Source organism: Kordiimonas sp. SCSIO 12603 (genome assembly GCF_024398035.1).
Taxonomy (GTDB): domain Bacteria; phylum Pseudomonadota; class Alphaproteobacteria; order Sphingomonadales; family Kordiimonadaceae; genus Kordiimonas.
In genome coordinates this window covers 815,414-835,532 of the sequence record NZ_CP073748.1, presented here as the reverse complement: position 1 = coordinate 835,532, position 20,119 = coordinate 815,414, and the positions used below count along the sequence as shown (strand labels likewise).

Genomic DNA, 20,119 nt, shown 5'->3' with positions numbered 1-20,119 from the left:
GTGAACATTATTGCCTATCATTCGAAAGCGTCTTCCCATGTGCCTTGGGTTGCTGCTTTAGAATATTCAGTCGCGCGGTTTTCAAAGAAGTTTGTGTGCTCAACCGCATTCAGCATACTATCCAGCCACGGCAACGGGTTCGCTTCAATATGATATTCAGCCTCTAATCCAAGCTGCTGTAGGCGGCGGTCAGCAATATAGCGAATATAATCTTTCACTTCTTGTGCCTCTAGACCTTCAACCGGACCAAGTCCAAATGACAGGTCAATGAAAGCATCCTCGTGCTCTACAATGGTTTTACAGGCCGTACGCAAATCATTACGCATCTGATCATCCCAAAGATGCGGCTGTTCTTCCATCAAGGTTTTAAAGAGCTTGATAATACTCTCGCAGTGCAGGCTTTCATCCCGTACTGACCAGGTTACGATCTGGCCCATACCCTTCATTTTATTGAAACGTGGGAAGTTAAGCAGCATTGCAAAACTTGCGAACAGTTGCAGGCCTTCTGTGAAGGCACCAAACACAGCAAGCGTTATGGCAGTTGAGCGAAGATCATCACTGTTAAACTGCTGCATGTAATCATATTTATCCTTCATTTCCTTATATTTAAGGAATGCAGAATATTCACTTTCTGGCATGCCAATGGTATCAAGAAGGTGGCTGTATGCAGCAATATGGATTGTTTCCATATTTGAGAAAGCAGACAGCATCATCTGAACCTCTGTCGGCATAAACACCTTTGTATAGTGCTTCATGTAACAGTTGTTCACTTCGATATCGCTTTGGGTGAAAAAGCGGAAAATCTGCGTGAGCAGGTTCTTCTCTGGCTCTGACAGCTTTTGTGCCCAATCACGCACATCCTCAGCAAGCGGCACTTCTTCAGGCAACCAGTGAACCTGTTGCTGCTTCAACCATGCTTCATACGCCCAAGGATACCGGAACGGTTTATAAACATGCCGTTCTTCGAGAAGCCCTGTTCTTTCAAAAGTACCACCGTCAGCCATTTAGCTAATTCCCCTAATAGCGCCTTAGCCCCAAGGCGCAAACAAACCGATTTAAGGGTCACTATAACCCCTCAATTAGTGTATGTGAAACGAAGAAACACAATATTTGCTCTTGACGCCATTTTTACGGTGGCATCATTTTTCTATATCAAAGGGCAAAAAACAGAGCATTCAACGCCCTATAAAAGCGACTCAGTTTCATAGAACTATACGTTTTTCGCATAGAAACAGTTCATTCAGCAGGAGAATTATTAATTGACTTTCAGCGCTAGTTTTAAAACTCTGGGGGATAGTAACCAGTGGGGCCAATTCACAGGAAAAATCCATGTTTAAGTTTATACAGCCATTTGCACTTATCGCTTTATTAGCTGTGCTGTCAGCATGTTCCTCTTCAATCAAAGAGCCAGCACTGGAACTTACTTACAATCAAAAAGCAGCCCAACAAACTCCATATCGGAATCCGGTTATTGTTATTCCAGGTATTCTTGGTTCCAAGTTAAAAGATATTCGGGATGATCAAGTCGTTTGGGGAGCTTTTGTTTCAGGCGCCGCGGATCCGCAAAAAGACGAAGGTCTGAAACGTATTACCGCGCCGTATATTTATCCAGACGGCTCATTAACCAACTGGAGCCATGTGGAACCAAACGGCGCACTTGAGGAAATCAAACTACAGCTTTTAGGCATTCCTCTAAAAATCAAAGCATATGCTCAGATTATCGAAGCCCTTAGTATTGGTGGATACCGTGAAAAGCAAATTGGGGATGCCAACGATGAAATTTACGATGATACCCACTATACAGCCTTTCAGTTTGATTATGACTGGCGCCTTTCGAATGCGGAAAATTCCAAACGCCTCTTTCGGTTTATCCAGTCTGTAAGGGAACATACCGCCCGTATTTATGAGACTCGTTACGGGATTGAAGATGCCGATGTAAAGGTTGATATCGTTGCCCATTCTATGGGGGGCCTCCTCACCCGCTTTATGCTGAGGTACGGTGAACAAGGCTTGCCTGAAGATGGCTCCGCCCCCATTCTGGATTGGTCGGGTTCATTAGGTGTAGAACGGGTTATTCTTATTGGCACACCGAACGCAGGTTCGGTTCACGCTCTTACCGAGCTTGTAAATGGTAAAAACTTCGGCTGGCCTTTTCTACCGTTCTACAATCAGGGTGTTTTAGGTTCATTCGCCTCTCTTTACCAACTACTGCCCCGTGACAGGCACAATGCAGTGGTTGATATGGAAAACAGGCCTCTAGGCTCGCTTTATGATATTAAAACATGGGAGAGATACCAGTGGGGCCTGCTGGATCCTAAAATGGATAAAACTTTTGCCCGGTTATTCCCTGAAATTGAAAGCGCAGAAGAACGGCGTAAGATCGCTCACCACACACTCAAAACACACTTGGAAGAAGCAAGACGCTTCACCGAAGCTATCGATATTCCAGCTGCACCTCCAGAACGTCTTCTTTTTGATCTGGTACTGGGTGATGTTGATCCAACCATGCGCACCGTTGCGTTTGATGCTGAAAAACGAAAATTCATAACGCTTTCTGAGATGCCCGGCGACGGCACCGTTGTGCGTTATTCTGCCTTAATGGATGAGCGAGAAGATGGAAACTTAAGTATTTGGACCCCAAAGCTCAGATCACCTATTGCCTTTGACAATGTGATGATCCTGCCATACGACCATATCGGATTGACCCAATCAAAGGTGTTCATCAACAACATGCTATATTGGTTACTTGTAGAACCAAGACCTTCAGGTACGCCACTCGGGTATCCATTAAAGCCTTAAGGGGCTGCAATACCGCTTACATTACGGTACATGAGAGCTGCCTGTGTGCGGCTCTCTACCCCTAGGCGTTTAAGCACCGCATGAGCATGGGCTCTCACCGTCCCCTCCTTCAGGCCGAGCATTGCCGATATTTCTCTGTTACTATGACCATCCGCAATTAACTTCAACACCTGCAAACGCCGCTGAGATAAACCTGAGAAAATACTATGGCGCGCATCCCGGATAGATTGATCCACGCCGAATACATCTATTTTTTCTAGTGTACTACGCCGTTTTTTTAATTCGCCATTGATAAGTGATTTTAAGGCAAAGGCTGGTTGTTTGCGGTCAATCACCTCCACACCATCACAGGTCAAATCTTCCTCATCAGAGATCAACATAACCTTTGCTTTAGGCATCAAACGGCAAACATAACTCACGCTACTAATTGCAGGATATTCAGAAAACTCTGGATTCAAAATTACAAGAGAAATTTCATCGAGTTGATTAACCAAATCAATAAGCTCAATTTCATCTTCGAGCTCAATGACATCAGAGAAACAATTCATATCACGCAAAAGGCTAACTAAGCCTATACGGTAAATATCAGCCTTATCTATAATCAACACCTTCAAGGCAACGCTCCCTTCCTCCCTCCGGGATATTGACGCCCCCAATATGCCGCTATATTCCCCATACAGCATTTAAAGTCTGATTCACTTTTTTGTGGCCTTTTGTGACCAAAATAGTTCAACAGAAAAACAAACTATAGTTTATCAAAATATAAACTAATTAGTGTATATAATCAGATTATTTACCACCATAACATTAATTATAAATGAGACTCAATAAAAAGAGTCATTTTGTACCAATATGACAAAATATGGGTTTCACATTTCTAATAGGTAGGAAGAAGGTGACACGCACATAAAAAAAGCCTTCCGAAAATCGGAAGGCTTTGTTTTTAAATATGTTTTAAGGCTTTACTGACAGGCGAGACATTCTTCATAATCTGTCGAAGAATTCGCTGCTGCAGCTAATTGTAACTGCTCTTCAGTAAGCTTCTTTTCAGTTGAACCGGTGGCAACAACCTCAGCTCGTTGAATTGATTTAGAACGACAGTAATAAAGGCTCTTCAAACCTTTCTTCCATGCCTGGAAATGAATCTGGTGCAAATCACGCTTATGAACATCAGCCGGTAAGAAGATATTCACAGACTGAGCCTGAGAGATATACTCTGCCCGGTCAGCCGCAAGTTCTACGACCCAGCGCTGATCAAGCTCAAAGGCTGTCTTAAACACAGCCTTTTCATCATCGGTCAGGAATGTAAGGTGCTGAACAGAACCTTCATTCACTGTGATACTTGTCCAAACCTCTTCGGTGTTCTGACCTTTTTCTTCCAGAAGAGTAGTCAGGGCCTGGTTATGCACGATGAAGTTTCCAGAAAGTGTTTTCTGGTTATAACTATTGGCCGCAATCGGCTCAATGCCTGGGCTCGCGCCGCCACAAATTGTGGAAATGGAAGCCGTTGGCGCAATTGCTGTTTTGTTGGAGAAACGCTCCATAATACCATAATCAGCTGCATCAGGGCACGGGCCGCGCTCAAACGCGAGCATCTCAGAAGCACGGTTAGCTTCAGCCTGAATATGCTTAAAGATATTAAAGTTCCAAGACTTCGCCATAGAGCTTTCAAATGGGATCATATTATTCTGAAGGAAGCTATGGAAACCCATCACACCAAGACCAACAGAACGTTCACGCATAGCGCTATAGCGTGCTTTCGCCATTTCACTTGGTGCACGGTCAATAAAGTCCTGCAGAACGTTATCAAGGAACCGCATCACGTCTGGAACGAAGTTCTTGTCCTCTTTCCATTCTTTATAGTGCTCAAGATTCAGGCTTGATAGACAACAAACCGCTGTACGCTCGTTACCAAGATGATCAACACCAGTTGGTAGCGTGATTTCGGCACACAGGTTTGATGTTTTTACTGTAAGACCAGCGAGCTTATGGTGCTCAGGCATCTGGTTATTCACTGTATCGGAATAAATAATATACGGCTCGCCCGTTTCCACACGTGCTGTAAGGATACGGATCCAAAGCGCTCGTGCGTTCACTGTACGTACAACGTGGCCGTCTTTCGGGCTTGTCAGCGCCCATTCTTCGTCAGCTTCAACCGCACGCATAAATGCATCAGTTAACAACACACCATGGTGCAGGTTTGGTGTCTTACGGTTCGGGTCACCACCTGTTGGGCGGCGAAGCTCAGTAAACTCTTCAATTTCAGGGTGGCTTACAGGCAGATAAATCGCAGCAGAACCACGGCGCAGTGAACCTTGAGAAATCGCCAGTGTCAGGCTATCCATCACGCGTACGAAAGGTACAATACCGCTTGTTTTACCAACACCGCCTACAGTTTCGCCAATAGAGCGTAGGTTACCCCAATAGGAACCGATACCGCCACCACGGGAAGCAAGCCACACGTTTTCTGTCCACAGATCAACGATCGAGCCAAGCTTATCCTGTGCTTCATTAAGGAAACAACTGATAGGAAGGCCACGTGTTGTACCGCCGTTCGATAGAACAGGGGTTGCAGGCATGAACCACAATTTGGAGATATAATCATACAGGCGCTGCGAATGAGCAGCATCGTCGCCATAGAAAGAAGCAACACGCGCGAACAAATCCTGATAACTTTCCCCCGGCATCAGATATCTGTCCTTCAGCGTCTCCTTACCAAATTCTGTAAGAAGGTCATCTCGACTGCGATCAACAGTAACCGCACCACCGTGTTCGAAATGGGTAACCTCAAACATTTTGCCCGTATCTCCCTAGGACACATTCGCCCGATATAAGACAATCCTCAACCGTTCACAGAAACAATGGTTTCATTGTAACTGATGCAAGAACAAAAGTCGAACAGACTGACTTTATTATATAATTTTCACTAAACTACTGGTTTGGAAGACTCCAAATTAGCCCCTTCGAGTCGCTCCAACCTCGTAACGCACACAGAATACGGTGGGAGATTCTCGCCGTCAAGATAAAGTGTAAAAACTTCTGAAGGCCCACAATATCTTGTAATTTTTTGGTAACACGAAAAAAGGCCGGGCACTAAATCTAGTGCCCGGCCTTCTCGAAACCTGTTTGATTCCGCCGATTCGTCAGCTTTATAAGCCCGCGTTCCCCATCGCGAGGAATTTCTCTCTGCGAAGTTCGCGTAAACGGTCACCAGATACACCCGCCATGTCCCTGAGAGCATCTTCAAGGGTGTCACCCAGCATGTTCATTGCACGCGCCGGGTCGCGGTGCGCACCACCAAGGGGCTCTGCCACTACACCATCAATTACGCCGAGTTTTAAGAGGTCCTGAGCCGTTATCTTGAGAGCGTTAGCTGCATCAGCAGCTTTTTCGTTTGTACGCCACAGAATAGACGCACAGCCTTCTGGAGAGATCACACTGTATACCGCATGCTCCATCATCAATACTTTGTTGGCCGCTGCAATTGCCACAGCACCACCAGAACCGCCTTCACCAACGATACATGTCACAAGCGGCGTACCAACCTGTAGGCACTTATCTGTCGAGCGAGCAATCGCTTCTGCCTGGCCGCGTTCCTCAGCACCCACACCCGGGTATGCGCCGGATGTATCAACCAGTGTTAGTACAGGCAGATTAAAACGCTCAGCCATATCCATAAGGCGAATAGCTTTACGGTAGCCTTCAGGGCGTGCCATACCAAAGTTATGGCGAATACGACTTTCGGTATCAGACCCTTTTTCATGGCCCATCACAACACATGCCTGACCGCGGAAACGCGCAAGGCCACCAAGAAGCGCCTCATCCTCACCAAAAGCACGGTCACCAGCAAGCGGTGTGAAATCTTCAAAAAGATGCCCGACAATATCCTGAAAATGCGGACGTTCAGGGTGGCGTGCCACTTGAATTTTCTGGCTTGGCGACAAACCCGCGTATGTTTCTTTAAGAAGTTTACTCAGCTTTGTTTCAAGCTGCCCAACCTCTGAAGAAATATCAACCTGACCAGCACCACCAGCGAAGCTTCTTAGCTCGCGGATTTTACCTTCAAGTTCAGCGATCGGTTTTTCAAACTCGAGAAACGTCATCATATCGCCCGTATCCTTACTCATTTTGCGCCCCTGTTGTTTAGAACAGTAAAGCACGTTTTCAATTTGCGCGCAAAATCCTTGATGCAGCGCTCCATGTCAAGCCTTCAAATGTTTACGTAAACGTCAATGCATTTCAAGGCGATGCCACTATTCCGTAGCGACATAATAGAAAACCATTTATCCATCACTTAATGGATGTTTGGTTAAAACCAGATTTTTCAACCTTTCTTCAAGCACATGAGTGTATATTTGCGTCGTTGAAATATCTGCATGACCCAACATTTGCTGTACAGCGCGTAGATCCGCACCATGTGCAAGCAAGTGCGTCGCGAATGCGTGGCGAAGTTTATGTGGGCTCACACTTGACGGCATAATACCTGCCACCACTGCCAAATCTTTGATAAGCTGCCCGAGCCTGCGGCGAGTAAGATGCCCTTCTTTCCCGCGTGACGGAAACAGGTATCCACTTTCTTCTTTTTTAGCCTCATTCAACGATTTCAGATATGAAAGCAGTGCAAGCCGAGCCTTGTTACCAAGCGGGACCATCCGCTCCCGCCCTCCTTTACCACGCACCATAATCATGGTGGTATCTGGTCCCACCGCACGTCTAGGCAGCGTGACAAGCTCGCTCACCCTCAGGCCTGTCGCATAAAGTGTTTCCATCAACGCATGAAGCCTTTGATCTTCCATTTTGCCAGATTGAGCCTTTTGCTCGGCTGTATCCAACAATCTATCTACATCAGTTTCTGACAGCACTTTAGGGAGAGGTTGATCAAGCCTGGGGCTCTCAATATTCGTTGCCGGGTTATCAGCGCGAAGCCCATCACGGTACATAAAGAGATATAGCTGCCGAAGGGCCGAAAGCCTGCGTGCAACAGTTCCAGCTTTCATGCCTTCTGCATGCAGGAATGCCAGATACTCTCTGATATTTTCTGCAGACGCATTCATAAAACCAGTATTGGAGTTTTCAAGAAAATGGCTCAGATCACGCTCATAGGCTTTCAGGCTATTCTGCGCTCTACCCTTTTCTGCCGCTAACATTTCCAGAAATTGCGCCAGAATTTCCCGATCACTCATATGGCTTAGATACCTTGAGAAATCAGCATTTCTGTCGCGATAAGCCTTGCTTCGTCATTCAAGCCAAGCGCTACTAGGTTACCAATCAAAGAACCAGCAAGCGCAGCAGGTACGCCAGCTGGACCACCTTCAGAGAGTAAGCGGTAAGCAAGCGCAAGCGTCTTCGGTTTATCACCGCCATTTGCCGTAATCAGAAATTTACGCCACAGCGCAGGAGAAGGGGTTTGCCCGCCATAAACGGCTGGCCCTTCTTCAAGGCTAGTCCACATATTCTCAGGGACAGTATGCCCAAGGGCTTCAACAAGCGTGAACATCAAATTTGCTTTTTCAAAACGCTTCTCGTCAGCTTCTAGTGCTTGCCACCAACCTTCCAGAAAGCCTGCATTGAAATCATCGCTTGTCAGCAACGCCACCAAAGGTGCCAACTCAACAAGCAGCATATCTGCAGCCTCATTTGCACCTGCCGACTGCGCTCTTACGGCACGATACCAACCGTTTGCAGCATCTAGATCACCCGATACAAGAGCCGCACGTGCCAAAATACCCACCATCTCAATATTGCCCGCGTTTGGCGCAGTATCCGCAGAAAGAGCTACAAGGCCACCACCCGCTACCGATGCATATTTTTGGCGAACAGAACGTTCCCACGCGAGCTTCAGTGCATTCGCCCGTTCCTCAGGGTTCTTTATATTTCCGGCCTGATTACCAAGAACCGCATCAATAGAAAACCGAGGATCATCCACTGCTAGCTGGTTTGCTGCTTCAACTTCATCAGGTGTTAGCTGATAAGCACGCGCAAACTGCGCATACACATCTCCTGTCGCCCAGCCTTCGCGAACAGCAAGCCCCATCAGGTCAGCTTTCACAGCTCCTGCAACATTAGGATTGGAAAGAATGGCAGCAACCGCAAGTGGATTTACATTCTCTAGTGCTAATTCAGGCACACCAACACCGGCAAGGCGGGCCATACTAGCCTCAAGAAGATCAACCTGCAGCGGTGCAGTTAAGTCGACTTTTGTAGACACTCCACCTGATGACTGCAATTCAGCTTCCACCAGAATTTTATCAATCAATTGATAAAAGGTTGGCTGAACCTGAGATACTTCCTCAAGAATTCCTAGCTCAAAGTCCACCGCAGTACGGTTGCCTTCAATCGCTTTACAAAAAGCGGTCATCCGAAGCCAGTAAGCGTCGTTATCAGTTTCACGCTGCTGGCTTGCCAGCACGCATGCATCTGCCACATTGCCTTTTACCAGGTAAGCATTGGTAAAATATCTTGCAAGCGCCGTCCAATCACGGCCGGCAGGTAATGCTGCTAGAAGCGCGCTATATCCTTCGGCGTTTCCAAGCTTCTGCAAAAGATCCAGCCGTGCTGAAATAAATTCAACAATCGCAGCTTCATCCTCAACCGGGTCAACTGGCACTGCGGAAAGAACAAGCTTGTTAGCAATAGACACAAGCGCAGGAGAACCTGCAGCGTTTTCAAAATCTTTTAATCGCTCTTTATAAGATGCGCGGTCATAACCTTGCCAGAAATCGGCAGAAAAACCGTTACCAACCCCGCCGGAAGCATCCATACCAGACGGATCAAAAAGCGCCAGCGATGCTTCAGAAAAGTCATCAGCAGGTAATGATGCGTCTTGAAGATCCTGTACCTGTGGCAATTCACCCTGCTGGGTTTCCTGTTGCTCAGCATTTACTAGAGCAAGCTTTTCGCCTTCCGCTATATCAGGTGATAAAGCAGGAGCCGGCGGCACTTTAACACTACCTTTGGGTACGAATGGCTGAGGCAGTATTGATTTTGGTTTCCCGATAGAGGGACCTACCTGCCGTTTCAGTGCTGGACGGCCACCAAGAAAAAACCTGTTCTGAGTTTTAGGCTCAGCGGTTTCCACCGCAGGTGTTTCCTGTGGCTTTTTCTCTTCTGCTTCATCTTGCGCAAGCACGCTGCTTGCTGCCATCATACCGACAACACTAAACGCGATTGCGATACGAGAAGTTTTATTAAGAAGGGAAGCGATCATTATTTAATGTTTTCGTCACCTTTTCAGACGGTGCTGGGATATCCCATGTCATTAAAAACACGGCACCACCAACCAACAGTACAGCTCCTGCCACCAACAAAATTTGTGTCAATCTGGACATCAATAAAACCTTAAATGCCGAACCTTATAAAATAGCTTATTCAACCTCTTAAAGGATGCATGACCGCGAGTCTAGGCTAAGGCTTTAAAAAGAACGATCACACCTCCGATAGTTTAGAGGTTAAAACATCACTATGGCTGAATTAAGGAATTTTAAAATCCTCAACTAGCTACAAAGATGCATTTCTCTGCTTCAAAGGCTTTGATTTGATCTTCAGATAACCCTGCAGTCATCAGACACTCTCTCGTATGAAGGCCCAATTTTGGCGCAGGTAATCCAGACACCCCTCGCTTACCTTCAAAAGAAATTGGCGGCGCAACAGCTCGAAGATTCCCCATAACACTACAAGCATGCTCTTCTACAAGTTCAAGCGCGGTTACTTGTGGGTGGGTTATAGCCTTTTCCCTATCCAGACATTCTGTCCCAGGCACATCTTCATCTTTTAGCCGTGCCAACAGCTCTTTCAGTGTAAATTTAGCAAAACCTGCGTTCATTATTTCCCTTAGTTCACCAATATGCTTCACCCGACCATAGAGGTCTGCATAGCGTGGATCATCTATCAGTTCAGGTTTCCCAAGGATACGGAACACCCCCGCCCACTGATCATCTGTAGCAGCCATAATAGATATATGGCCGTCCTGAACGGTTGTTACCCAGAACACGTCTGCAATATTAGGAGACTTAGGAATACCATCATCAAGGAAGGTTTCATTTGCCATACAGTCAGGCCACATGAAAGCTAACATGGCGTGAAGCATGGAGATATCTATATGCTGGCCTTGCTGATCTTCTGAACGTTCTCGAACATATAAAGCTGCAGTGATCGCCTGCCATGCAGTATAGGCCGTTACCTTGTCGCAAAGCAGTGTTTTCATAAACCCAGGACGGCCACCATCTGATTGTACGGCCGTTAAACCGCTAAGTGCCTGAATAACACTATCATAAGCTGGTGCATTCGCGAGAGGGCCATCTTTTCCAAAACCATTAATCTCAACAAAGATGAGTGCCGGATTATCAGTGCGAAGTTGTTCACTACCAAGCCCCAAGCGGTCCATCACACCGGGCCGAAAATTATGGATCACAACATCTGCATCTTGAATAAGTGCGCGGACAGCTGCTTGAGCAGCATTATCCTTCAGATCAACCGCAACAGATTTTTTACCCCGGTTACAGTTAGTAAACATGGCAGATATACCATTGCTACTGGTCCCGAGGAGCCGGAGTGGATCACCTGTAATGGCTTCAACCTTAATGACTTCTGCGCCCTGATCGGCAAGCATCATAGTGGCAAGTGAGGCTGTGATCATTGTGGACAATTCTATCACCTTCACACCAGCAAGCGGTTTTTGCAGCGAAAACTCTTTGACCATTATCTCCCCCTCACATCACTTTTCATTTGTTACTTGAATTAGATTCAATTTCTCAAAAAGCAAATAACCACCGGAATACTCATCAATTTTTAAAAATGGTTTCAAAAAAAACACTTGGTCAAACCGAGGCGGGCTTATAAAAGGCAAGTATGCCTAGACGACGCAAAAATTTCAGACAAACAAGTGTTATCAACCCAAGTGCCCTTGGAGTGGACCGCACGATCGTGCTTGTGGGCCTGATGGGTGTTGGTAAAACCACTGTTGGCAGACGCTTAGCAAAAAAACTTGGTATGGATTTTGTGGATTCAGACCATGAAATTGAAAAAGCTGCCGACATGACGATTTCCGAGATTTTTGAAGAATATGGAGAAGAGGATTTCCGCGCTGGTGAACGCCGTGTAATTTCCCGCCTTCTTGATGGCAACCCACAGGTTATTGCCACTGGCGGCGGTGCGTTTATCAATCAGGAAACTCGCCGCATGATCAAGGATAAAGGCCTGAGCATCTGGCTGGACGCAGATATCGATACGCTAGTGGAACGAACTGGCCGCAGAGATACACGCCCGCTTCTCAAACAAGGTGATCCAAAAGAGATTTTGACCAAGCTCGCCAACGAGCGTTCCCCGCTTTACGGCAAAGCTGATTTGAAAGTGATGTCCGGCGCCGGGCCACATGAAACAGTCGTTGATAATATCCTGCAAGCGCTCAAAGACAGGGAAGCCCGCTAAATGACACACGATACCGACCAGCAAGCGATCATTCATCTGCCTCTCGGTGATCGGTCATATGATATTGTCATCAAAGGTGGCGCTCTCTCTGAACTGGGCAGCTATGTTGCTCCTCATCTGAAAAACAAACGTGTATTTGTTGTAACCGAAGAAACAGTTGCGGGGTTTTATAAAGAACAAGTAACGGCAGCGCTGGATCGGGAAGATATCAGCCAGAAATGGTTCACTCTTACACCCGGTGAAGGCACCAAGAATTTCAGTGTTTTTGAAAAACTACTCAATGACATGCTTGGCGCAGGGATCGAACGCAAAGATATTATTCTGGCGCTTGGTGGCGGTGTTATCGGCGACCTAGCAGGCTTCACTGCAGCTTCAGTTCTACGCGGCATTAATTTCATTCAGGTACCAACAACACTACTTTCACAGGTTGATAGCAGCGTAGGCGGAAAAACCGGCATCAACACTCCGTACGGCAAAAATTTAGTGGGCGCATTCCACCAGCCAAAAGCCGTGGTGATTGATCCATATGTACTAAACACGCTCCCAAAACGTGAAGTACAGGCTGGTTATGCAGAAGTGGTGAAATACGGCCTTATTGATGACCCTGCTTTCTTTGAGTGGCTTGAAGAAAATGGCCATGCGCTAATAAGCGGTGAAAACAGCAACCAACAACTGGCTGCACAGATTTACGCTATTGAAGAAAGCTGCAAGGCCAAAGCGCGTATTGTTGTAGAAGACGAACGGGAAAGCGGCAAACGCGCCCTTCTCAATTTAGGCCATACCTTCGGCCATGCCCTTGAAGCGGAATGCGGATATGATGGCACCCTCCTTCACGGTGAAGGTGTTGGTATTGGCATGGTGATGGCGCTTGATCTATCCGCCAAACTTGGCCTCGCTGAAACAAGCGAGAAAAACCGGCTCATAAAACATCTTAAATCCGTTGGGATGAAAGCCTTTGCTTCCGAAATTGGTGTTGAGCTTAATGCTAAAACCCTGATGGCGCACATGACCAAGGATAAAAAAGCTGAAGCAGGTGATATTGGCTTTATCGTCGGCGGCATTGGTAAAGCTGAGATGCGTCGCGGGATAGACCTTGATCTTGTAGAAGCGGTTCTGCAAAACTCCATCAACGGCAAATAATCTATTTAAGAAAAGCAGGAGCATGCTTCATGGAAGATGCGGCAACGGTGTTTGATACAGTCTTCTGGATAACTGCAGGCATTATTTTTGTGCTTCTGTTGCTTTCGGGTTTTTTCTCAGGTTCAGAAACCGCACTAACCGCTGCCTCTAAAGCTCGTATTCACCAGCTTATGCGCGGCGGGGACAAACGCGCAACTCGAGTTGCCAAACTTATCGATGATAAGGAAAAACTGATTGGCGCGATCCTGCTTGGCAACAACCTGGTGAACATTCTAGCTTCCGCCTTAGCGACCAGCCTTCTTATCAAAATCGCAGGCGAAGAAGGGGTTGTGTATGCCACACTGGTGATGACACTTCTCGTTCTTATCTTCGCCGAAGTTCTTCCAAAGTCATACGCAATCGCGAACCCCGATAAGATGGCTCTGAGCGTGGCCTGGTTTATCAATATTATCGTAACCGTATTCTCCCCTATTGTTGCTATGGTACGCCAAATCGTGCGCCTTACATTAAAGCTTTTTGGTGCTGATATTTCCGAGATGGGCCACGCACTTTCCGCACAGGACGAGCTACGCGGTGCTATCGATCTTCACGGTCAGGAAGGTGGTTTGGTAAAAGAAGACAAACACATGCTTGGCTCCATCCTAGATCTGGAAGATGTCACGATTGAAGACGTGATGGTGCACCGCTCCAGTATGCAAACCATCGATCTGGCCGAAAAATCACAGGATATTATCTCCGCTGTTGTTCGCAGCCCATACACCCGCCTGCCGGTTTATGAAGGCAGTGTTGAAAATATCGTTGGTGTCCTGCATGCTAAAGATGTATTGCGCGCTATTCGCCGCTCAAACGGGCAAATGCACCGTTTCAATGCCAAACGCATCATGACCAAGCCTTGGTTTGTGCCGGAAACCACCACGCTTAAGGAACAGTTGAATGCCTTCCTTGAACGTAAGGCACATTTTGCACTGGTTGTTGACGAATACGGCGACATTCAAGGGCTGGTGACCCTTGAAGATATCCTTGAGGAAATTGTTGGCGATATTGCTGATGAGCATGATTTCGAAGTAGCTGGTGTTCGCACGTTGGCGGACGGTACCGTTCAAAGTGAAGGTACGGTTTCCATCCGTGACCTGAACCGTATGTTTGATTGGGATCTGTCCGACGAAGACGCCACAACGATCGCTGGGCTTGTGATCCACTATGCAGAAGCAATTCCGATTGTAGGAAAGCAGTATAAGTTTGATGGATTTCAATTTGAAATTACCGCTCGGTCTCGAAACCAGATAACCGGCGTACGCATCAAGAAAACCCGGTAGTTACTAATCAGGCAGCCTTTCTTCAGTTTGCCACAAAGCTGGATTTACCATCAGATCCGTTGAAAGAGTTGCCCCGGTATCTCTGGAGAGCACATTCATAATTTCTGGGTCTTCCCGGAAATCGCCATAATACCCCATATACCACTCGGCGTAGATACGCTTCAAAGTTGGCTCAAAGTAAACTGTTCGTACATTTTTATGCTGTCGTGCTTCGAAAATGTGGGCATAGATGTTCTCAACAGCTATTTTAGGGCCTTCCAACCACTGAACAAACTGCTTGCCGTCATACCAGAGAGCACCTGTTATGCCGTTTTCTCTATTAACCTGCCGAGCATTTTTCAGAATGCGTTCCAGATCACATGGAACCGACAAATCGCGTTCACTCACATACAGTAATTTATGTAACCCTTTACAAGCTTCACCCATGAGTTGCCTCACAATTACTAAGCGTTTGTATTTGATGAATTTTACTACATTTATTACTAAATTAGTATTAATTAAAACAAAAGAAAAGCCTCGGAAAACCGAGGCTTCAAAATCTCTAATTGAATAGGCCTATTACGCGAGACCTGCTTCCATTGCCGCAGACAATCGGCGAGCGAAGGCCGCGGCATCATCAAGCGCATCACCTTCCAGGATTTTAGCCTGATCAAGCACAAGCCAAACAGGATCAGCGAGTGTATCCATCGCGCCTTTTTCACCTGCTTTCTTCGCAAGCTTTCTGATCAGGCCGTGGCTTGGATTAATCTCAAGCACTTTTGCTGTTACTGCATCAAGCTGGTTATGGGCTTTAAGCATACGCTCCATCGCCATATCCATACCTGTATCACTTGCCACTAGGCAGGAAGACGTATCAGTAAGGCGGTTAGACGCCCGAACATCAGATACCTTGTCGCCGAGAACTTCCTTCATCAGAGTGATAAGTGTTGTAAGCTCACCCTCTGGCGCTTGCTCTTCAGCTTTCTTTTCCACACCTGCGATATCATCGAGATCGCTCGTTCCGCGCGTGATAGAAGCAAAGCCTTTGCCTTCAAAGTCAGGGACCATCTGCAGCCAGAAATCATCCACAGCATCAGCGAGGAGCAGCACTTCAATACCGCGTGCCTTGAAACCTTCAAGCTGCGGGCTGCGCTTCAACGCTGCTTCATCCGTGCCGGTGATATAATAAATCTTATCCTGCTTGTCTTTCATGCGGGATACATAATCCGCAAGTGTTGTCCAGCCTTCAGCCGAAGTAGATTTAAAACGTGACAGCTTTAGAATTTGATCACGGCGTTCGAAATCTTCATAGATGCCTTCTTTGATCACACCACCAAATTCAGCCCAGATGTTTTCAAATTTCGCGGCATCTTTCTCAGCCATTTTCTCAAATTCACCAAGAACCTTCTTGGTAATGGCTTTCGACATACGGCTGACAACAGGGTTGTTCTGCAGCATCTCGCGGCTCACATTAAGCGGCAAATCCTGGCTATCCACAACACCGCGCATAAAACGGAGCCATCCTGGCAGGATGTCGGCAGAATCGTCAGAGATGAACACTTTCTTCACATAAAGCTTCACACGATTTTTACGCGCTGGATCAAACAAGTCCATCGGCTTCTGTGTCGGTACATAGAGAAGCACAGTATATTCCTGCATACCTTCCACTTTATAGTGAAGACGGTGTGCAGGCTCATCAAAGGCGTGGCCTACGTGACGGTAAAACTCTGTATACTGCTCGTCAGTGATATCTGATTTCGGGCGCGCCCAAATCGCGGAACCTTCGTTAACAATCTTCGCTTCTGCGTCAGCTTCTTCTTTGCCTTTGATGGCAAGCGTGATCGGCACCTCAATATGATCACTGTATGTAGTGACAATATTGCTCAGGCGGTGCTGCTCAAGGAATTCTGCGGCATCATCTTTGATGTGCAGAACAATCTCTGTTCCCTGATGTTCCTTGGAAGCTTCTTCAATTTCGTAAGAACCTTCACCCTTGCTGATCCAGCGCCAAGCAGTGTCTTCACCGGCTTTCCGCGTCGTTACCGAAACATCACCTGCCACCATAAATACGCTGTAGAAGCCAACACCAAACTGACCAATAAGCTGCACATCTTTTTTGCTGTCACCTGTTAACTGGTCAACAAAATTAGCTGTGCCTGAACGCGCGATGGTACCGAGGTTCGCAATCAAATCATCACGGTTCATACCAATACCATTATCTGAAACAGTAATGGTTTTTGCTTCAGCATCCGCAACGATGGCGATACCAAAATCATTCCCATCTGTTTTCAAAGAAGCATCTGTAAGGACGCCGTAACGCAGTTTGTCGCACGCGTCAGACGCATTTGATACCAGCTCACGGAGGAAGATTTCTCTATCAGAATAAACAGAGTGAACCATCATATGCAGAAGGCGGGAAACCTCTGCCTCAAAACCCATTTTTTCGGTTTTCTTATTCACCGTTTCAGACATTGCTTATTTTGAACCTTTATTATTTAACTTGTGACGCCTTTGTATGACGCAAATTTCTGCTCTTCATTTAAGAAAAAATAAGGGGCCGTCAAGCCCCCACATTAGAATGAAATAATGCTGCTTATTGCTTATTACTGACAAAATCAGCCCGAACGGAAGATAAAGTACCAGCGTCAATCTCAGATAGCTTAAACACCCATTCGCGTGTTGCAGCCATAATAGAGGCAATTTCGGCTTGTACTTCCGCAGCCGCTTTCAGCCCTTCCTGATCTAAGCGCAGGGTATCATCATATGCTGCTGATATTTTGGCCCAACGACCTTCATCCATCTGGTAAATATCCACAGTTACTACCATACCGTCATATGTATTCAGCACAGCTTTCGCAAACGGTTCAGCAAGCGGGTTTCCAAGCTTTTTAGCATCAGTAAAAGTGAAATCCGCGATAGCACGAGCTGGTGAATGTAACTGCCAATTCGGCAGTGCTTGCTCATTAGCTTTTACACCCTGAAGCTTAAAGTCCTGATCGCCAAACTTACGCGTTAACCACACACCATTTACCGTTACGTCGCTCACTCGTGCATCATCAAATCGGAAAAGAGAATGATCAAGCCACCAGGCAGAGTCGACCTGAGCTTCTGCCAGCTCAGAGACCAACCAACTACGCGTATCTGTATCTTGATAGATGTAGGTTAACGAACGGCCACTTGTTGCATTTGCCTTACGCTTCCCCATTGCAAACTCAAGAACTGTTGCACCGCCTGCTGCCTTAAGAGAAATAGTCTTTGCCTTTGTACCTAAACCAAGAACGTCAAAGCGGCTTTGGTTCGAGGTCTTTGGCTCTCTGCGCTCAGATTTTGCAATCCCCCTCAAAAAAGCACGAACTTTTTCATCATCAGCCTGATATGCATCTCTGCTTTTAACAACCCAACCATCATTAGTGCGGGCTAATGAAACCTGCCCTTTCTCAGAAAGGATGTTAATTTCCTCAACATCATTAATTTGTTGATCAACATTTGAGAAAGTTGGTTCGTTGCGAGCGCCCTGCTCTTTTGAAGGGTCTTCTCCAAACAACACCCAAATCGCACCCAAAATTGCGAAGAGCGTGAGATACCCTAAAATATTCGTCAGTCTTTCAGACATTGGCCCTTGTCCGTTTTGAATTCTATACAACAGCCCTACGGCGGCGTATGAATAGCCTTAGAAGCACGAAAAGGACAATAATAATCGGCACGAAAGCAATATTTATGAAGGCAAGCAACTTTCCAAGGCCGTCAATCTCTTCGTGCAGATTACGGTTCACTGTCCGCAATTCCTTACGTGTTTCAAGAAGTTGATCCCTGAAGGAGTCGATTTCCGCTTCCTGCTCACTCGAGAAAACTGTAGAGCCTTCAGGCTGTTGTGCCTCAAGTTCCGCAATACGTTGCTCTGCTACCTGCAGGCGTTCCTGAAGTATACGCTCTTCCGCCAGGTATTTTGCCTCTGCATTTTTCCGGAGCCTATCGACAACACCAAACGGACGCTTCATCACACCTCGTCCACGCAGCTCGAGCAAAGAATCACTGCCTGAAATATGATCAGCAAGGTTAAGGATAAAACTGCCATTACCTGCAAGCGGCACCACAATCCTCTGCCCCAACAACTCCTGAAGTTGCACCCAGAAACGATCTTCAAACAGATCAACATCGGCACCAACCACGATATTAATCGTGCCATCTGAAATGCCAGCTTCCGCTTTTTCGGGAAATGCTGTTTTTGCAGCGCCTGTCAAACGGGCTACCAGAGCATAACTGTTACCGTCTGCCACAAAATCACCCAGCAAAGCGTCTGGGTCCGGCTGCCCTGTTGCACGCTGCGCATCATAGAGCATCGCCACAGCGCTTGTACTAACAAGAGGGTCAAACCGTGTAGAAGCCCCTTCAACTGGCAGTAACACACCGCTGCTTGCAAGATTCAGGTTATCTACAGAACCTGCAACAATATCGTCCGCCGACAAGAAATCTTTCTTTATGCCGAGCCAGAAGAGATAGTCTTTAATAGAATCCGGTCCATACCCTCCTACCTGAACACGTTGAGCTAAGGACGCATCGCCAACCACCATACCTTCTGGCATCTCAGCACCCCACGCTTTAAGGAGTGGGCCAAGATTTGATACTTGTGGCGTTACGGCACGCGGGTCCATCGCTTCCGAATGTGGATCAAGGAACACAAGAGCACGACCACCAGACAGTACAAACTGATCAATTGCAAACAACTGATCATCAGTAAGAACTGGTGGATGCACCACCAACAACACATCGGTACTATCTGGAAGTGCTGTGAAATCTGCAGCTAACATCGAAACATCGAAAAATTCCTGAAGCTGCTGATAGATAACATAGGGTTGCCCTTGCCCAGAAAGCGCTGCTTGTGCGCCTCCTGCACCAAACTGCATCGGTAAGCTGGTGAGAAGCGCGAGCGTTTTCTTATCTTCATTTCCAAGGGAGGCAAGCAATTTCACCAAATCATATTCAAGGAAGTTTTCCCGCTCTTCCGTAAAGAAAGGAATAATGGCTTCACCATCCAGATCATTTGCCACCTTCAACCCAAGGTAAAAGACTGAACCATCCCCCATTGGAATGCCCTTAAGTCCAGCGGCAACTGCATCATCTTCTTCTTCAGAAAAGGGTTTTGGGTCAATAATAGAAAGAGTGATCTGACCACTGCTCGCCACGGAAAAAGCCCTGAGCATATCTTCGACGCGTTTCCCGTAATTCAAAAGTTGAGGATACGGTGTAGCCAGGGTGCGGGAGAAATAAAACTCCATAGACACGGAATCCTGAGTTTCCGCCAACAGGGTTTCTGTACCTTCTGTTAAGGTATATAGACCACCCTCCGTAAGATCGACACGGAACGCTCGTAAGTAGCGGTCCGCAAGCACAGTCACAGACAGAAACATCAGAACTGCTAACAGGAACTGAATAGATGTACGGCTCAACAACTTGGACAT

At 46.7% G+C, this 20,119-nt stretch carries 16 protein-coding genes; 4 read left to right on the top strand and 12 right to left on the bottom strand.

Annotated features, from left to right (window positions below):
* Positions 1-17: 17 nt before the first annotated feature.
* Positions 18-1,004, bottom strand: coding sequence for a ribonucleotide-diphosphate reductase subunit beta (locus KFE96_RS03830; RefSeq protein ID WP_255834685.1), 987 nt, complete (start codon positions 1,002-1,004; stop codon positions 18-20).
* Positions 1,005-1,329: 325 nt separating this feature from the next.
* Between KFE96_RS03830 and KFE96_RS03825 the strand changes: the two genes are divergently transcribed.
* On the top strand, positions 1,330-2,799 hold the full coding sequence (locus KFE96_RS03825; protein WP_255834684.1) for a triacylglycerol lipase: 1,470 nt from the start codon (positions 1,330-1,332) through the stop codon (positions 2,797-2,799).
* Here the strand turns inward: KFE96_RS03825 and KFE96_RS03820 are convergent.
* From KFE96_RS03820 to KFE96_RS03790, 7 genes are all read right to left on the bottom strand, one after another.
* On the bottom strand, positions 2,796-3,407 hold the full coding sequence (locus KFE96_RS03820; RefSeq protein ID WP_255835589.1) for a LuxR family transcriptional regulator: 612 nt from the start codon (positions 3,405-3,407) through the stop codon (positions 2,796-2,798). The genes KFE96_RS03825 and KFE96_RS03820 overlap by 4 nt on opposite strands.
* 354 nt (positions 3,408-3,761) lie before the next feature.
* Entirely contained in the window at positions 3,762-5,594 is a 1,833-nt protein-coding gene (locus KFE96_RS03815) for a ribonucleoside-diphosphate reductase subunit alpha (protein ID WP_255834683.1), read from the bottom strand.
* Positions 5,595-5,948: 354 nt separating this feature from the next.
* A complete protein-coding gene (locus KFE96_RS03810; protein ID WP_370650561.1) occupies positions 5,949-6,905 on the bottom strand; it encodes an acetyl-CoA carboxylase carboxyltransferase subunit alpha in 957 nt (318 codons plus the stop codon).
* Between the two features lie 177 nt (positions 6,906-7,082).
* The gene (locus tag KFE96_RS03805; protein ID WP_255834681.1) at positions 7,083-7,982 is read right to left on the bottom strand and encodes a site-specific tyrosine recombinase XerD; all 900 of its coding nucleotides are present in this window, start codon (positions 7,980-7,982) and stop codon (positions 7,083-7,085) included.
* A gap of 5 nt (positions 7,983-7,987) precedes the next feature.
* Positions 7,988-10,006 (bottom strand): hypothetical protein, encoded by a 2,019-nt coding sequence (locus KFE96_RS03800; RefSeq protein ID WP_255834680.1) that lies wholly within the window; start codon positions 10,004-10,006, stop codon positions 7,988-7,990.
* Entirely contained in the window at positions 9,987-10,127 is a 141-nt protein-coding gene (locus tag KFE96_RS03795; RefSeq protein ID WP_247021760.1) for a hypothetical protein, read from the bottom strand. The genes KFE96_RS03800 and KFE96_RS03795 overlap by 20 nt, the downstream gene beginning before the upstream one ends.
* Before the next feature lie 161 nt (positions 10,128-10,288).
* Positions 10,289-11,497 carry a CaiB/BaiF CoA-transferase family protein gene (locus tag KFE96_RS03790; protein WP_255834679.1) on the bottom strand — a complete coding sequence of 403 codons (1,209 nt, stop codon included), beginning with the start codon at positions 11,495-11,497 and terminating at the stop codon, positions 10,289-10,291.
* 149 nt (positions 11,498-11,646) lie between these two features.
* Here KFE96_RS03790 and KFE96_RS03785 point away from each other — a divergent pair, with 149 nt between their 5' ends.
* The 3 genes from KFE96_RS03785 to KFE96_RS03775 are packed head-to-tail and all read left to right on the top strand — an operon-like array spanning position 11,647 to position 14,681.
* Positions 11,647-12,225, top strand: a complete 579-nt coding sequence (locus KFE96_RS03785) for a shikimate kinase (protein WP_255834678.1) — start codon at positions 11,647-11,649, stop codon at positions 12,223-12,225.
* Positions 12,226-13,365 (top strand): 3-dehydroquinate synthase, encoded by a 1,140-nt coding sequence (gene aroB / locus KFE96_RS03780; RefSeq protein WP_255834677.1) that lies wholly within the window; start codon positions 12,226-12,228, stop codon positions 13,363-13,365.
* 29 nt (positions 13,366-13,394) lie between these two features.
* Positions 13,395-14,681: an HlyC/CorC family transporter gene (locus KFE96_RS03775; RefSeq protein ID WP_255834675.1), complete on the top strand. Its 1,287-nt coding sequence runs from the start codon at positions 13,395-13,397 to the stop codon at positions 14,679-14,681.
* Between the two features lie 3 nt (positions 14,682-14,684).
* On the opposite strand, the gene KFE96_RS03770 is transcribed toward KFE96_RS03775, so the two are convergent.
* The 4 genes from KFE96_RS03770 to KFE96_RS03755 all read right to left on the bottom strand — a co-directional run bounded on the left by KFE96_RS03770 (position 14,685) and on the right by KFE96_RS03755 (position 20,119).
* Positions 14,685-15,107 (bottom strand): BLUF domain-containing protein, encoded by a 423-nt coding sequence (locus KFE96_RS03770; RefSeq protein WP_255834673.1) that lies wholly within the window; start codon positions 15,105-15,107, stop codon positions 14,685-14,687.
* A gap of 132 nt (positions 15,108-15,239) precedes the next feature.
* Positions 15,240-17,132, bottom strand: coding sequence for a molecular chaperone HtpG (gene htpG / locus KFE96_RS03765; RefSeq protein WP_255834672.1), 1,893 nt, complete (start codon positions 17,130-17,132; stop codon positions 15,240-15,242).
* Positions 17,133-17,253: 121 nt separating this feature from the next.
* Positions 17,254-18,273, bottom strand: a complete 1,020-nt coding sequence (locus KFE96_RS03760; RefSeq protein ID WP_255834671.1) for a DUF4340 domain-containing protein — start codon at positions 18,271-18,273, stop codon at positions 17,254-17,256.
* A 22-nt stretch (positions 18,274-18,295) separates the two neighbouring features.
* Positions 18,296-20,119 carry a Gldg family protein gene (locus KFE96_RS03755; protein WP_255834670.1) on the bottom strand — a complete coding sequence of 608 codons (1,824 nt, stop codon included), beginning with the start codon at positions 20,117-20,119 and terminating at the stop codon, positions 18,296-18,298.